Source organism: Methylobacterium sp. CM6257 (assembly GCF_054611515.1).
Genome location: NZ_CM137735.1, coordinates 3,500,162 through 3,515,050, shown reverse-complemented (window position 1 = coordinate 3,515,050; position 14,889 = coordinate 3,500,162). Strand labels below are relative to the sequence as shown.

General features: G+C 70.0%; 17 protein-coding genes. 12 read left to right on the top strand and 5 right to left on the bottom strand.

Annotated features, from left to right (window positions below):
* Nucleotides 1–11 precede the first annotated feature (11 nt).
* From ACYCO6_RS17200 to ACYCO6_RS17190, 3 genes are all read left to right on the top strand, one after another.
* Entirely contained in the window at nt 12–839 is an 828-nt protein-coding gene (locus tag ACYCO6_RS17200; protein ID WP_459773167.1) for a DUF4344 domain-containing metallopeptidase, read from the top strand.
* 483 nt (nt 840–1,322) lie between these two features.
* A complete protein-coding gene (locus ACYCO6_RS17195) occupies nt 1,323–2,501 on the top strand; it encodes an AraC family transcriptional regulator (protein ID WP_459773166.1) in 1,179 nt (392 codons plus the stop codon).
* A gap of 108 nt (nt 2,502–2,609) precedes the next feature.
* A complete protein-coding gene (locus ACYCO6_RS17190) occupies nt 2,610–2,954 on the top strand; it encodes a GCG_CRPN prefix-to-repeats domain-containing protein (protein ID WP_459773164.1) in 345 nt (114 codons plus the stop codon).
* An 81-nt stretch (nt 2,955–3,035) separates the two neighbouring features.
* Here the strand turns inward: ACYCO6_RS17190 and ACYCO6_RS17185 are convergent, their stop codons facing one another.
* Both ACYCO6_RS17185 and ACYCO6_RS17180 read right to left on the bottom strand, forming a co-directional pair.
* Nucleotides 3,036–3,461 (bottom strand): hypothetical protein, encoded by a 426-nt coding sequence (locus ACYCO6_RS17185; RefSeq protein WP_459773163.1) that lies wholly within the window; start codon nt 3,459–3,461, stop codon nt 3,036–3,038.
* A gap of 115 nt (nt 3,462–3,576) precedes the next feature.
* Nucleotides 3,577–4,014 carry a hypothetical protein gene (locus tag ACYCO6_RS17180; protein WP_459773162.1) on the bottom strand — a complete coding sequence of 146 codons (438 nt, stop codon included), beginning with the start codon at nt 4,012–4,014 and terminating at the stop codon, nt 3,577–3,579.
* Nucleotides 4,015–4,603: 589 nt separating this feature from the next.
* Here ACYCO6_RS17180 and ACYCO6_RS17175 point away from each other — a divergent pair.
* Nucleotides 4,604–5,107 (top strand): DUF892 family protein, encoded by a 504-nt coding sequence (locus ACYCO6_RS17175; protein ID WP_459773160.1) that lies wholly within the window; start codon nt 4,604–4,606, stop codon nt 5,105–5,107.
* A 223-nt stretch (nt 5,108–5,330) separates the two neighbouring features.
* Nucleotides 5,331–5,945 carry a hypothetical protein gene (locus ACYCO6_RS17170; protein WP_459773158.1) on the top strand — a complete coding sequence of 205 codons (615 nt, stop codon included), beginning with the start codon at nt 5,331–5,333 and terminating at the stop codon, nt 5,943–5,945.
* 84 nt (nt 5,946–6,029) lie between these two features.
* Here ACYCO6_RS17170 and ACYCO6_RS17165 read toward each other — a convergent pair whose 3' ends face one another.
* On the bottom strand, nt 6,030–7,436 hold the full coding sequence (locus ACYCO6_RS17165) for a TAXI family TRAP transporter solute-binding subunit (protein WP_459773157.1): 1,407 nt from the start codon (nt 7,434–7,436) through the stop codon (nt 6,030–6,032).
* 88 nt (nt 7,437–7,524) lie between these two features.
* Nucleotides 7,525–7,818, bottom strand: a complete 294-nt coding sequence (locus ACYCO6_RS17160; protein WP_459773155.1) for a hypothetical protein — start codon at nt 7,816–7,818, stop codon at nt 7,525–7,527.
* 237 nt (nt 7,819–8,055) lie between these two features.
* Between ACYCO6_RS17160 and ACYCO6_RS17155 the strand changes: the two genes are divergently transcribed.
* From ACYCO6_RS17155 to ACYCO6_RS17140, 4 genes are read left to right on the top strand one after another with little or no spacing between them, the layout of a single operon-like run.
* Entirely contained in the window at nt 8,056–8,280 is a 225-nt protein-coding gene (locus ACYCO6_RS17155; RefSeq protein WP_459773153.1) for a hypothetical protein, read from the top strand.
* A 4-nt stretch (nt 8,281–8,284) separates the two neighbouring features.
* Nucleotides 8,285–9,256 carry a peptidyl-prolyl cis-trans isomerase gene (locus tag ACYCO6_RS17150; RefSeq protein WP_459773152.1) on the top strand — a complete coding sequence of 324 codons (972 nt, stop codon included), beginning with the start codon at nt 8,285–8,287 and terminating at the stop codon, nt 9,254–9,256.
* A 5-nt stretch (nt 9,257–9,261) separates the two neighbouring features.
* A complete protein-coding gene (locus tag ACYCO6_RS17145) occupies nt 9,262–10,278 on the top strand; it encodes a HupE/UreJ family protein (RefSeq protein ID WP_459773150.1) in 1,017 nt (338 codons plus the stop codon).
* A gap of 22 nt (nt 10,279–10,300) precedes the next feature.
* Nucleotides 10,301–12,250 (top strand): DUF3604 domain-containing protein, encoded by a 1,950-nt coding sequence (locus tag ACYCO6_RS17140; protein WP_459773148.1) that lies wholly within the window; start codon nt 10,301–10,303, stop codon nt 12,248–12,250.
* A gap of 153 nt (nt 12,251–12,403) precedes the next feature.
* On the opposite strand, the gene ACYCO6_RS17135 is transcribed toward ACYCO6_RS17140, so the two are convergent.
* Nucleotides 12,404–12,556 carry a hypothetical protein gene (locus tag ACYCO6_RS17135; RefSeq protein WP_459773147.1) on the bottom strand — a complete coding sequence of 51 codons (153 nt, stop codon included), beginning with the start codon at nt 12,554–12,556 and terminating at the stop codon, nt 12,404–12,406.
* Between the two features lie 142 nt (nt 12,557–12,698).
* Between ACYCO6_RS17135 and tnpA the strand changes: the two genes are divergently transcribed.
* The 3 genes from tnpA (at nt 12,699) to ACYCO6_RS17120 (ending at nt 14,540) form a co-directional block, all read left to right on the top strand.
* Complete coding sequence (gene tnpA, locus ACYCO6_RS17130; RefSeq protein ID WP_459773146.1) at nt 12,699–13,106, top strand: IS200/IS605 family transposase; 408 nt, start codon at nt 12,699–12,701, stop codon at nt 13,104–13,106.
* Nucleotides 13,107–13,283: 177 nt separating this feature from the next.
* Nucleotides 13,284–13,412 carry a hypothetical protein gene (locus ACYCO6_RS17125; protein ID WP_459773144.1) on the top strand — a complete coding sequence of 43 codons (129 nt, stop codon included), beginning with the start codon at nt 13,284–13,286 and terminating at the stop codon, nt 13,410–13,412.
* Nucleotides 13,413–13,415: 3 nt separating this feature from the next.
* Nucleotides 13,416–14,540: an RNA-guided endonuclease InsQ/TnpB family protein gene (locus ACYCO6_RS17120; protein ID WP_459773142.1), complete on the top strand. Its 1,125-nt coding sequence runs from the start codon at nt 13,416–13,418 to the stop codon at nt 14,538–14,540.
* Nucleotides 14,541–14,889 lie beyond the last annotated feature (349 nt).

The window sequence follows — 14,889 nt, the reverse complement described above, 5'->3', positions numbered from 1 at the left end:
GAGGACGCCGAATGCGGTGCGCCGTCGGCCTCGTGGCCAGCCTTGCGCTCGCCATCGGCGCCCTCCCGGCCCGGGCGGACCGGCCCGGGGGCGCGGCGATCCGGATCGCCTATCAGCGCCCCCTGCACGCGGAGACGCGCGCCATCTACCGCGACCTCAAGGCGCGCCGCGTGCTGGAAGGTCTGCAGGCGATCGTCGGGGGCGTGCGCCTGCCGCGCTCGCTCACGCTGCGGCTGTCGGTCTGCGGCGGCGAACCCAACGCGTGGTACGCACCCGAGAACCGGACCATCACGGTCTGCTACGAGTACGTTCAGGATGTGCGCGACCGTGCATCCCGGATCGTATCCGCGAGTGGGGTGACGCAGCGCGACGCGACCTTCGGCCCCGTCGCGCAGGTCTTTCTCCACGAACTCGGGCACGCCCTGTACGATCTCCTCGACGTGCCGGTGCTCGGCCGGGAGGAGGACGCGGCCGACCAGTTCGCCGCCCTCGTCCTGCTTGAACTGCCGCCCGCGCAGGCCCGGCACGCGATCGACGGCGCAGCCCACCTCCTGCGCAGCCAAGCCGCCGAGGAGACGCCCGACCAGACGGTGCTCGCCGACGACCACAGCCTCACCGCCCAGCGCCTCTACAACCTGCTCTGCCTCGCCTACGGTGCCGACCGCGACACCTTCGGCTACCTCGTCAAAGGCGGCGCCCTGCCCAAGGCGCGCGCCGCGCAATGCGGGACCGAGTACGACCTCGCGGCCTACGCCCTGCAGAAGCTCTTCCGGCGCCATCTGCGCGATGGCCGGATGGGGCGCGCGCGCATCCGGCGCGCCTTCCGGTGGATGTTCTGAAGCGGCGCGCAGACCGGCCGGCGCTGATGTCTCCGCCGCGTGTCGGAACCGAGCCCTGCAGCCTGTTGCACGCAAAGTCACGGGCGGGCGCTGCCCGATTTCGGTCCGGAACCGCCGGCCGCCCAGCCTGCGTGACCGGGGCCAGAGTCCCGGCACATGGCGCGCGGAGAGGAGGCGTTTCGCGCCGCCGGACCATCCCGGCCGCATCCGGAAGGGGCCCGCGCCGGGGGGCCGTCGCTTGGGAACCGGGATCGATCCTGATCGCTCCTGCGAGTTTCTGAGGGTCGACACGGCAGGTCTTCGGCTGCCGACGCGGCAATCCACGCGGGCGCTATCGGGCTGTCGCGCCCTGTCGAATATTGTATTCCTTTCCCAAGATCGTGAGCGGTTATCCCGACACAAGAGAACATTGATCCAGCGCAATGTGCTCACTCGGACAATCCCGTGAAATCGCCCAGCTTTGGGGAGAATGGGATTTCTGCGATGGCCCATCGCCTTGCTCTCGCGCTCGAAGACTCTTGTGATTTCCTCGACTCTTCCCGGCCGCGGGCTGCGGCCCAGAACCCCACCGCCGACAGCCTCCATGGCAGCGTCACGAGCGCGACCTGTGCCGTTCTCTCGGAACTCGGCGCGGATCCCGTTCGCCTCCTGCGCGAGGCGGGTTGTGCACCCTGGGCGTCCAGGGACGATGGCGGGCCGATCTCGAATGCCGCGCTCGGCCGGCTGCTTCAGCTGGGTGCGAGCCGCACGCGGTGCGGCCATCTCGGTCTGCTCGTGGGACAGCGCATCGCGCTCGCCAAGCTCGGGCCGAGCAACGGCCTGATCCGGAACGCGGAAACGGTCGGCGATGCCCTGCATGTGCTGGAGACCCGGCCCTGGGCCTGGACGTGCGGCTCCGCGGTCAGGCTCTGCGTCGAGGCCGACTTGGCGCTGCTTCATTATTTTCCCTACGAGGCCGGCGCGACGGCGGTGGGCCTCCAATCGGAGGGGGCGCTCGCCACCGTCGTCAATGTCGTGCGCGCGCTGTGCGGCGCGCACTGGTGCCCGTCGGAACTCCTGCTGCCGCGGGCGCCGCCGGATCACACCGATCCCTATTGGCACTTCTTCCGCGCGCCCGTCCGGTTCGACCAGGAATGGGCGGCCATCGCCTTCCCGTCACGCCTTCTGGAGCAACCGATCGCGGGCGCAGATCGGGCGGCCCACCGGATGGCGGAACACCGCATCCAACAGTTCGGGGCCGCAGCCCCGCTCCAGATGTCGGAGCAGCTGCGGCGGCTGCTGCGCGCGGAGTTCATCCAGAATCCGTGGTCCGGCAAAGCCGTCGCGCGCCATCTGGCGGTGCATCGGCGCACCCTCAGCCGCCGCTTGAGGGCCGAAGGCACGAGCTTCCGGTCGGTCGCCACGCAGATCCGGTTCGAGACGGCCAAACAGCTCCTGACCGATACCAACATGACGTTGGCGCAGATCTCCGCCTGTCTGGGCTTCTCCGAAGCGGCGGCGTTCACGCACGCGTTCCGACGCTGGTCCGGCATGACGCCCAGCATCTGGAGACACGCGAGCCGGCCTCCGGAAGCGCCAGCCGATCCGATGTCCATGCCCGTCCGCCATCGTGGACGCGATGAACGGACCAGCCATTCAGAACCTGTCTGGGATGCGTTCTAGCATTCACCGGACGCCGGCTGTTTTGTGAACCGACAGACAAAGATCGGCGTTCAAATCCGATCAGAACTCGTCGCCACCTCATCTCAATTGTCGAATTCAGGAGATCCCATGAAACCGACACGGATGATCTCGCTCGCAACCCTCACGCTGGCTGCCTTGCTGGGCCTAAGTTCGCCCGACACGGGCGGCCTCGGCATTACGGCTGCTCAAGCCGCCGGCGGGTGTGGACCCGGCTTTCATCGGGGTCCCTATGGTGGCTGCCGGCCGAACGTCTACGGCGCACCGGGCTATTACGGGTACCGGGGTGGCGGGGTGTACGGGTACCGGGGCGGGGCCGTCTATCGGGGTGGGGCCGTGTATCGCGGCGGCCGGGTCTATGGCGGCCGGGCCGTCTACGGACGCCGCGTCGGCGGGTACCGGGCTGGGTTCCGCGGCGGTGGCTTCCGCCGCTGACCGCGTCGGATGATCCGCGCGCGAGCCGTACGCCCGGTCGCCTCGCGGCCGGGTACGGCTTCGAGTCCTTGATGGCGCGCCCTAATAGGCGCGATAGACCGGCCGGTAGGATGGGGCCGGGGGAGCGCCGTAGCGCGCGGAGACCGGGACCCTGACGGCGGCCGGCGCATTCAGGTCGGACGGCAGAAGGGCGGCCCCGGCGGACACGAAGCCCGCCAGCGCACGGATATCGTCCGGTTGCCGCGGATCGCGCGAGATGCGGTCCGTCTCCCATTGAAGCCGCAGATTGCAGGCCCGTGAGGGCAGGCCGCCGATGGGGGTGCAGGCGTCGTGGCGCGCGCAGGCCGCGTCGAGCGCGTCGATGGGCGGCAACGGGGCGTTGTTGCCGATGCCGCAATAGTTGCCGTGAAACAGGGCTGCCGGCTGCTGCAGGCCGGACGATTGTGCCAGCGCGGGCGCGCTCAGGCAGGTTGCGAGGAGGAGCGGGGGGACGATTCGGAAGGTCATGGCTTTGACCGAACCCATTCTGAGGCCAGCCTGCCGGAACGGGCCGCTCGGGCCACCAGCTCTGGCCGGATGATCGGGGGCCGGGGCCTCTCGCCTCGGCCCTGTCGCAGGGAGGTCAGTACGGGCGGCAGACGCCCGCATAGGCATCGTAGTAGGCGTAGGCTCCGCAGCGGCCGTAGGTGGCGCCGTAGCCGGCGGCGGCCGCGGCCCCGACGGCCGCCGCGCCCAGGCCGTAGCCGTAGGGACGGACGCCGTAACCGTAGCGGCCATATCCGTACCCGTAACGGCCGACCCCGCCGTAACGGCCGACTGCGCCGTAGCGGCCGACCGCGCCGTAGCGGCCGCGATAGCCGCCCGCCGCCCCGCGATAGCCGCGGAACCCGCCCGCCCGGACGCCGTGGAAGCCACCGCCTCGGAAGCCACCGCCTCGGAAGCCCGCCCCGTGGAACCCGCCGCCCCGGAAGCCGCCGCCGCCAAAGCCGCGCGCGTCGGCCCCCACACCACTCATGATCAGGGCGGCACAGGCCACCACCGCAATCCGCAGAGTTCTCATCGGATAGCCTCCGTTCTGGAGAGGGACCTGCCGAGGGGAGCGCGAGCCGGACGCGAGGCCCTCTGCCCCTCGGATAAGCACTGATCACACGCTAACGCCGAGCTGCCGACGCCGCTTGATCCGAGGGGACGTGCGCCCGGTGAACGGTCGCGGCAGACCTGTGTCGCTCCCGCGGCCGCGGGTCGTCCTGTCCGGGCACCCGCACCCGAAACCGGAACCGCAAAGCTCTTCACCCAGCACGCCGCTTCTGCACGGTGCCCGCGCCGATACGGTTCTGCCGTTTGCCCGCGTCGAATTCCCGGTTGCCGAGACGGAGCTCCCGGTGCGGCGGTGTCTCGCCCGATCAAGCATGGGATCGCCACGGACGCATAATGCGTCGTTCGCTTCGGTGCGGTGAGGCGGGGGTAACCTGCCGACCCTGCATCGCCCGATCAGAGCGGGACCGATCGCGGCTTCACGACGATCGGCGCATTCCGCTCATCCCGGCGACCGGCAGAATGCTGCCTCCGGTCAGGCCAAGGGCGCGCGAAGCGGTCTCGGCATTCGAGAGATGCCTCGATTCAAACCGATGCAGCGTGAGGAGATTGCCATGCCGGTCAAGACACCGAAGGAGCTTTTCGTGCGCATGCTGAGCGATGCGCGGCATCACGCGGCACGCGCGACGAAGATTTACGAGGAGCTGGGCCAGGTCACGCAGGATCCGGCCATCCAGGAGGCCCTCCAGTCGCGCGCCTTGATCCAGGAGAAGACGCTCCAATCGCTCGACCGCTGCTTCGAGCTGATCGGCGAGAAACCGATTGCCGCCAACGGCCGGCTTCAGGACGTCTTCCTCGAGGATTTCCGGCGTGAGCTGGCCGAGATCCAGACCCCGGCCGCCAAGGCCCTGTACGTCCTGATCAAGGCCAATCACCTGATGCATCTGCGCATCGCCGAGTACGTCGCCCTCGTGGCCATGGCCGATGTGAGCGGTCACTTCGGGGTCGGCGTCCTGCTGGAAAGCTGCCTGGCGGACAAGATGGCCTTCACCGAGCGGACCCGCCGCCTGATCCGGCGGACGATCGAGAGCAAGCACGCCGTCAAGCTGGCCGCCTGATCGCGACCTGTCAGGCCCCGTATCGGGCAACCGATCCGGGGCCTCGGGCGCGGGTGTGGATCCAGTCCGCTGGCCCATGCGCGCGGCGCGAGGGCAGGGGGGACGTGACGACGGCCGGAAGCGGCGCATTCGGCGGCCGCCCGGGCGCTTCCTAGGCACGGACAGGAACAACCCGTCGGCGCGCGCCGGATCGTGAGCGGACGGGAACCGCAGAGGACGAACCATGCCCCCTGTCTCTTCTCAACAGGCTGCGTCCGTCACCCCCGGTCTCCGGGATCTGCCGCGTGCCGGCGAGGGCACGCCGTCCCGATCCCTGAAGCGACGGGCCGCCGCCGAGGCGAAGCGCTACCTCGCCTTCGCCACCTACCTGATCGTCGTCTTCGGCACCCTGATCCTCTTCAGCATCAACATCTACGCACGGATCGATCAGGACATTCCGCACTATCCGAGCTACCACTTCTACGCGCTCGGGCTGATCAACGCCCTGGTTCTGGCCAAATTCATGCTGATCGCCGAGGCGACGAAGCTCGGGTCGCTCAGCCTCGGCCGGCGCATCAAGCGAAAGCCCCTCGTCTACGTGATCCTGTACCGCGCCCTCCTGTTCACGGCCGTCCTGGTGGCGGCCTACGCCCTGGAGGAGGTGCTGGTCGGGGCTTGGCACGGGAAGGGACCGGGCACCGTCCTGCCGGAGATGGCCGGCGGCCCGCGCGGCGTGCTCACCTTCGCGTGGGTGATGTTCGTGGCGCTGCTCCCGTACTTCGCTTACCGGGAGATCGGCCGCGTGCTGGGCGCCGGGCGCCTGCGCACCCTGCTCCTGCGCGCACCGGGGGCCGAGTAGCCCCGCTCGCAAAGACCGTGGCGCCCCGAAGGCCCGGCGGCAGCCGCCGTGCGGCCCGCCCTGACGCCCCGGCCCGGCCTGCCGTCAATGCGCGACCACGAGCGTCGGCGTGGTCGGGACCGCCGTCTCCGGCCCGAGGCTTGCCCGACGCCGGTCGAGGGCGTGGCGCGCATGCGCGAGGGCCGTCGAGAAGGCCGACAGGCAATCGGCGCTGACGGATCCGGACGGACAGCCCAGCATCGCCGCGACGAGGTCCCGGAACTCGCCCTCGAGGGCGGCGAGCTCTGCGCGGTCGGCGCAGGGCGCCGCGTCGGCGATCTCGACCAGGCGCCGGATCGGGCGCCACTCCGCCTCCGATCGACGCCGGGCCCAGCCCGCCGAGGCGGCGGCGAGGAGCGATCCGGCGAGGCTGATCACCAGACCGCCGAGATAGAAATACTGCTGGGCTTGGTCGAAGAAGCTCTGGTCGCCATTGCTCAGATAGGCGGCGACGCCCGGATGGACGGGCAGGATCGGGCTCTTGTCGTCCGGATCGGGCGCCTCGATCTGCGTGGCGAGCGGCGTCACCGCCACGAGCTTAGCCTTGGTGGTCAGGATCGACCGGGCGATCGCTGCCGCCACCACGTTGGGCATCAGCTCCGACGCGGCGAACCGATAGGTGACCGCCAACGTCGTGACGGAGTCGCTCGGCGTAGCCGGCCTCGCCCGGAACGCGCCCACGGGCACGTCGACCGACTCGAATCCCGGGAACCGCTTGCCGATCGCCTCCGCCTCGTCGAGCCCGAGGATGCCCGGGGTGCCCTTCGTGGCGCGCGCGACCGCGGCGACCACGTCGACGACCTGGCCCGGCGCCATGGGACCGACCGCCAGGATGGCGGCCAGCTTCTTCTGCCGGACGGACTGGGCCAGCTCGTCCACCGGCAGAAACGTCCGGCCGACCTCCTTCGCGGGGATGTTGAAGTAGCTCAGCACCGTGTCGAGGACGCGCGCGTTGGTGTCTTGCAGCGGCCCGGCCACGAGGCCGACGGTCTTGCCCGCCAAGTTGGCGACCGACGACACGGGACTGTGCGGGGGCAGGACGAAGGCGACGACGTCCCTGCGCAGGATCACGATGGTCTGGGCATTGGCGGGCGCCGCTGCGTCGCTGCGCACGATGGCGAGGTCGGTCCGGCGCTCCTCCAGCGCCTTGGCGCTCCCCGCGAGGTCGTCGACCCGCACGAGGTCGAGATTGACGCGGGGATGCTGCACCTTGGAGACGGACGCGAAGGCCATGATGAAGCGCTCGGCCGTGCTGCCGGGGGGCCCGATCGTGATGCGCAGGTCGGCGTGCGGCGACCAGACATGGGCAAGCCCGAACCCGCCGGCGGCGACGAGCAGGATGGCGACGGCCACGAGGGCCCGGCTCCACCGCCTGGGCGGCCTGGCGCGGCGGGCCGGGCCGCCCGGTCCTGCCCGGTCGGGATCGACAGCGACAGGCTTGTGATCCTGCATCGTGACCTCACACCGGGGCCTCGGAGCGACCCTGCGGGTCCCGCGGGCGCGGCGCCGGCCCACCCGCGGGCGCGCCGTCCGGAACCGTTCAGCAACCGTCGCAGGCGCCCCCGCGCTCCGGAAGCCTGCGATCGATGCGGCGATCACGCCGGTCCCGGTGCCGCTCCTGCGTCCCGGGTTCGGCGCCCGGCGGAGGCTCGCTCACGTCGAGCGGAGGCGTGGTGATCGCCTCGCGCTCGAGGCGGTTGAGCTGGGCGTCGCTGGGGATGGTGACGCTGCCCTGCGCGAGGCGGACACGCGCTTCGACGCGGGTGGATCCAGCCGCGACCCCGGCGGGAAGGGCGAGCATCAGGACGGCGGCGCAGGCCCGTGAGATCGTCATGGGGGCCTCCTCGGCAGCCCTGAACGGACGGAACCGCTTCATCCTAGCCCGTATCGGCGGGCGCTCCTTGACCAAACCGGACAGGGAGCGGGCAAACCGCTCTTCTCTTGCCGTGTTCGGGAATGTTTTGCGACGGGGTGTCTCGCGCAATCAAGCGCGCGCGCCGAATTCCCGAATGATGCGGAGGCACATTCGAAGACCGGGCGACAGGTTCCCGGCCGGAGCGAGGATCGAGCCATGACTATTTTGAGCTGGCGGCTTGCGCGGGGCGGGCTGATCGCCGCCGCCGCATTCGGGGCAGGCCTCATGACCGATGCGCAGCCATCCGGGCAGTTCAGCGGCCTCCCCTCCGTATCCCAGGCCGAGGCGCGGATCGGGCGTCCGGCGACCGCGACGAGCGTCGCCGGCGTCGCCCGTCGGACGTCCCGACGGACGGCGCGGCGCGTCGGGCGCTACTATTAGGGTCATGCCTTCGCGCGCCGAACCGGCTCCCGCCGCTGCGGCGAGTGCTCCGGTCGGGGCGGAGAATGCCGGTCCGGGGAAGGGCAAGCGCGGTGCGTCTCAGCTCGCCGCGCTGGTGCGGGAGCCGCTCGTGCACTTCCTGTTCGCGGGCGCGGTGCTGTTCGGCGGCTATTCCTGGCTGAACCGCGGCGCGCAATCCGAGCCGGAGCCGATCCGGATCGGGGAGGGCGAGGCGCGCTGGGTCCGCGAGACCTTCTCCAGCCAGTGGCGACGGGACCCGACCCCCGACGAGATGCGGGATCTTCTCACGACGCTGCGCGACGAGGAGCTTCTGGCGCGCGAGGCCCGAGCCCTCGGCCTCGACCAGCACGACACGGTGGTGCGGCGGCGCTTGGCACAGAAGCTCAGCTTCCTCGTCGAGGACACGGCCCGTCTGGCCGAGCCGGGCGAAGACCAGCTCCGGCAATTCTACACGGACCATGCCGAACGCTACCGAAGCGCGCCCAGGATCTCCTTCCGACACGTCTTCTTCAGCCCGGAGCGCCGGCCCCACGCCACCGCGGAGGCCAACGCCGCGCGGGCCCTGCTCTCGTCCGCCGGCAGCGACGCGCGGCCCACGGTCGGCGACCCCCTGGCCCTCGACGACGCCTTCACCGACCTCGACCCCCAGAGCCTGGCCAGCCTGTTCGGTCCCGACTTCGCCCGGAGCGTCTTCGCCCTGCCGGTCCGGTCGTGGAGCGGGCCCGTCCGATCCGCCTACGGCACGCACCTCGTGCGGATCTCGAGCCGCACGCAGGGTGAGGTGCGGCCCTTCGCGGAGGTCCGGGGCGCGGTCACGGAGGCGTGGTACGGGGCGCGGCAGCGCGCCCTGAAAGACGAATACCTCGGCGCGCTGCGCGCGAAGTACGGCGTCGTCTGGGACGTGAGCGCGCGACCGGTCCCCGCGGACGCGCCCGCTCGGCCACCGGGCCCGTGAGCCCGATGACGCCCCGTCGCCGAAGCCCGCGCCGCCTGCCGGCCCACGTCGCGCTTCTCGGAGCGCTGAGCGTGCTGGCATGCCCGGTCGGTTCCGCGCACGAGATCCGGCCCGCCTATCTCGACGTGCAGGAACGGACCCCCGGTCTCTTCGACGTGCTGCTCAAGACGCCGATGCGGGGAGATCTGAGGTTGGCCCTGACGGTCAGCTTCTCGGGCCGGGTCGAACCCGTATCGCCGGTCCTCGCCCGCAGGACCGGGGAGGCCCTGGTGCAGACTTGGCGCATCCGCGCCGAGGAGGGCTTGGCCGGTCAGAGCATCGGGCTCGTCGGCCTTGAGAACACGGTGTCCGACGCCCTGCTGCGCGTGACCTTCGCGGATGGACGCTCCGTCGACCATCGGCTCACACCCGCGGCCCCGCAGGCCACGATCGCGGCTTCGCCGAGCCGGATCCGTGTCGCCGGCACGTACCTCTCGCTGGGCGTCGAGCACATCCTGCTCGGGTTCGACCATCTCCTGTTCGTGCTCGGCCTGATCCTGATCACGCCGTCGGCCCGTCAGCTGGTCTGGGCGATCACGGCCTTCACGGCCGCGCACAGCCTCACCCTGACCGCGGCCGCGCTCGGTTTCGTCCACGTGCCGCCCAAACCCGTGGAGGCGGTGATCGCCCTCTCGATCGTGTTCGTGGCGGCCGAGATCCTGCGGGCCCGCGCGGGTCGGGCCGGGCTCGCCGCCCGGGCTCCCTGGCTCGTCGCCTTCGCGTTCGGGCTGCTGCACGGTTTCGGCTTCGCCGGCGCGCTGAGCGAGATCGGCATGCCCGCCGGGCACGTCCCGGTCGCGCTGCTGTTCTTCAATCTCGGGGTGGAGGCAGGCCAATTGCTCTTCGTCGGCGCCGTGCTGGCGCTGGCCGCCCTGTCGCGGCGCCTGTGGGGCCCGCCGCCACGCTGGACCACCCGTATCCCCCCTTACCTCATCGGAACCCTGGCGGTGGCCTGGGTCATCCAGCGCGTCGCCGCATTCTGAAACCCGATTCTGGGAGGCTGCCTTGGCTCAGCGTGTGATCCGGAAGCTCGCGCTCCTCGGCCTGACATTCCTGCCCGTCGTCCATCCGGCACGGGCTGCCGACGATACGGCGGCCGATGCCGGCACGCTGACCCAGGACGCCGCCGACAGGCTCTACCCGGCCAAGCGCGCCTACTCGCCCTATGCCGACCGCACCTTTCCCAGCCGGCCGTTCTTCGGCGACACGCACCTGCACACGTCCTTCTCGTTCGACGCCGGGGCCTTCGGCGCCCGGCTCGGACCGCGCGAGGCCTACCGCTTCGCCAAGGGCGAGCAGGTCACCGCATCCTCCGGTCAGCCCGCAAAGCTGTCGCGGCCCCTCGATTTCCTGGTCGTGGCCGACCACTCGGACAATCTGGGCTTCTTCCCGGACCTGCTGGCCGGCAAGCCGGGGATCCTGGCGGATCCGACCGGCCGGAAGTGGCACGACATGATCGTCAACGGCCAGGGGGCGGCCGCGGCCATCCAGATCATCTCGGCCTTCTCTCAGGGCACCTTCCCCAAGGCGCTGATCTACCGGCCGGACGGGGGAGCCTATCGGTCGGCCTGGCAGGAGATCGTGAAGGCGGCGGACGAGGCCGACGATCCCGGCCGGTTCACGGCCCTCATCGGCTACGAATGGACCTCCAACACCGGGGGCAACAATCTCCACCGCAACGTCATCTTCCGCGACGGCGGCGCAACCGCCGGCCGGGCCGTGCCCTACACGACGATGGCGCCCTTCGGCAGCGACAACCCGCGCGATCTCTGGGCCTGGATGGCCGCCTATGAGGACAGGACCGGAGGCCGGCTGCTGGCGATCGCGCACAACGGCAATCTCTCCAACGGCCGCATGTTTCCGGTCATCGAGCCCGGCACCGACCGGAGGATCGACCGCGCCTATGCGGAGATCCGGGCCAAATGGGAGCGCCTCTACGAGGCGACGCAGATCAAGGGCGACGGCGAGACCCACCCCTACCTGTCGCCCAACGACGAGTTCGCCAATTTCGAGCGGTGGGACAAGGGCAATCTCGACCTGAGCGTCGCCAAAACCCCGGCCATGCTCCCCTACGAGTACGCCCGCTCGGGGCTGAAGTTCGGTCTCAAGCTGGAGGCCGAGACGGGGGTCAACCCCTACAAGTTCGGCCTCATCGGCTCGACCGACGCCCATACCGGGCTGAGCGCGGTCGAGGAGGACAACTACTTCGGCAAGACCTCCGCGATGGAGCCGAACGCAGAGCGAAGCAGCCGCGTCTTCGTCAAGGGCGCGGCCGGAACGCTCTACGAGTGGGAGACCTCGGCCTCCGGCTACGCCGCCGTGTGGGCGACGGAGAACACGCGCGCGGCCCTCTTCGACGCGATGGAGCGTCGCGAGACCTACGCGACGACGGGCCCGCGCATGCTGGTGCGCTTCTTCGGCGGGTACGCGTTCGACCAAGCCGATGCCCGGAGCAGGAGCCCCGCGCGTGCCGGCTATGCCAAGGGCGTCCCGATGGGCGGCGACCTCGGCCCTGCGCCCGCCGGCAAGGCCCCGACCTTCCTGGTGGCGGCGCTGAAGGACCCGATCGGGGCCAATCTCGACCGCTACCAGATCGTCAAGGGCTGGTTGGACGAGCGAGGCGAGATGCAGGAGAAGGTCTACGACGTCGCGTGGTCGGGCGCGCGCAAACCGGCCGAGAACGGCAAGCTGCCGCCCGTCGGCAACACGGTCGATCTCGCCAGCGCGACCTGGAGCAACACCATCGGAAGCCCCGAACTGATCGCCGTCTGGGAGGACCCGGATTTCGATCCGCGACAGCGGGCGTTCTACTACGGTCGCGTCCTCGAGATTCCGACGCCACGGTGGACCGCCTACGACGCCAAATATTACGGGCTGAAACTCCCGCCTGACGTACCGACGTCGCTCCAGGAACGCGCCTATACGTCGCCGATCTGGTATTCGCCTGCCGAGTGAACGACGGCTGCGCGAGCCTTCGGGCGGGTGAGGGCGTCCCGGACGTCCGACCCGGGCCCTCGTCTCACGCGCGCCCACCGAACAGGCTTTGCTCGCGGTGGGCGAGCGCTCAGGGATCTGCACACGGTCGCGCGATCGCGGCCGCGATCGAGCCTACATCTTCCGCTCGTGACGGATGCGCTTCTTCTTCGGGAGCGCCTTGTGGCGGCCGATGGTGACGCCGGCTTTCGATACCGTCGGGCCGGCCAGTGCCTTGGCCTTCACGGGGCCGGCGGGCGCCGCCTGCGCGAACGTGGCGAAGGTCAACAGGGGAGGGCGGACAGCGCCACCCGAAGAGCCCGGATCTTGTCCATCAAATTCTCGCGCAGGGGACCGTCGGCGGAAGCCGACCGGGGGAATGCGCGCCTCCTTATTTGACGTTATGTGCGTGCAGCACATATAACACGGCATGAGCGGCGCGGGTGCACGATACGCCAGGAACGCGGGGGCTGTGTTCAGCCTGAAGTTCCACGCGGTCTGGTGTCCTAAGTACCGGCGCAAGGTGCTCACAGCCCCCTATGATGACCGCCTGAAAGAGATCATCAACGAGATCGCCGCAAACCGGGACATGACGGTGCACGCCCTCGAAGTGTTGCCCGACCACGTTCACCTGTTCGTCGAAGCCGATCCGCGCTGGGCGCCCGCCGAGATCGTCGGCAAGTTCAAGGCGGTGTCGTCCCGGCTGTTGCGCGAGGAGTTCCCCGCGTTGCGCTCGCGGCTTCCGACGCTGTGGTCCCGCTCCTACTTCATCGCAACGGTCGGCGCTGTCTCCGAGGCTACGATCCGCCGCTACATCGATGCGCAGAAGGGGGTGTGAATGTCTCGTCCTTCCGAACAGGCGATCACGATCATCTGCGACGGTGGATGCGGCAAGTCGCAGAGCGTTCGGCCGAGCAGCATCGACAGGCGGTACACGCGCATCGGCTGCGGCCGATGCGAAGGTTGGGACAGGATCAGGGCGTCTTTCGACGACCCGCGGCCGGACACGGTCCTCGTGCACGACTTCCAGGTGGCGGGCGGTTTCAAGGGCTTGCGGCTGCGGATCGCCACGGTCGAGGAGCGAGCGTCGATGACGCAGGCACAGGCGCTCGTTCGGATCGCCCAAGACCAAGGGCTCATCTGATCCGTGTCCGTCCGCAGCTACAAGTATCGGCTTCGGCCGAGCCGAGCGCAGAGCGTCGTGCTCGACGCGATGCTGCGGGACTTCTGCGGCCTGTACAACGCGGGTCTGCAACAGCGCGTCGAAGCATACCGGCGTCGCGGCATGAGCCTGCGCTATGGGCATCAGGCGGGCGAGCTGAAGGCGTGCCGCGCCGCCGATCCGGACGGGCTCGGGCGCTGGTCGTTCTCCGCCCTGCAACAGGTACTCCGCCGGCTCGACCAGACCTACGCCGCGTTCTTCAGGCGCGGACGCGGCTTTCCCCGCTTCCGGGCCTCGGCCCGGTTCCACAGCGCGACCTTCCGCGTCGGCGACGGGCTGAGGATCCGGACGGATCGCCGCTTGGGCGTGGTCGGCGTGCCAGGCTCCCTCAAGGCCGTCTGGCACCGCGATCTTCCGCCCGACGCCCAGCTCGGCACCGCGATCCTGACCCGCCAGCAGGGCAGGTGGTACGTCGTGCTGTCCGTCGAGGCCGCGTTCGCGGAGACCTGTGGCATCGGCACGGTCGGCATCGACCTGGGCCTGAACAGCCTGATCGCCACGAGCGACGGCGAGACGGTCGCGATGCCCCGCTTCGCTCGGCGCGCGCAGAAGGCTCAGCGTCGCCGTCAACGGGCGCTCGCCCGCTGCCAGCGTGGCAGCAGGCGTCGTCTCAGGGCCAAGGCGCGGTTGGCGGCGGGTTCAGCCAGGATCGCCCGCCAGCGGCGCGACCACGTGCACAAGCTATCGCGATCCCTGGTCTTGCGCTACCGGGGCATCGCGTTCGAAGACCTCAACATGGCCGGGCTCACGAAAGGCATGCTCGCCCGGTCCGTCCACGACGCCGCGTGGTCTCTGCTCGTCCAGCTCACGACGTATAAGGCTGAAAGCGCCAATGCGTCCGTCGTGTTGGTCGATCCGCGCGGCACATCCCAGACGTGCCCCGACTGCGGGACCGTCAAAGCCAAGACGCTGGCCGAGCGCCGACACCGCTGCGAGTGCGGTACGGATCTCGATCGTGACGTTGCGGCGGCGAGGGTCGTGCATCAGCGGGCCTTCGGCTCGGGCCGGGATAGCGGCCTTCGGCGCACAAGCCAGCGGGTTGCCGCATAGCTGCGCCGAGAAGCCGCCTGCGGAAGCGGGCGGAGTTGTCACGTGCGTTCACTCCTCTGTCCATGTGCGCCGGGCCGGGGCGTTTCCGATGCCGGCCGGACGCGACGGGCGGTTCGGGGCATGAAGGCGCCCCCGATATCGGGACGGTCTGAACACGGGGTGCCGCGCCACCTCTCGAGCGCACCGGCCTGAAGAGACGTGGGCAGGTCTTCAGCCGCCTGGGCGGCACATCGCCACCTGCGGACACCCGAGACCGAAGTCCGTTGAAGATTCAGTGCAGTATCGACCCGAAACGCGACAAATTCAAAACTCAACGATCGCACATTTATCCTAATCAAGCTCCAGTGGG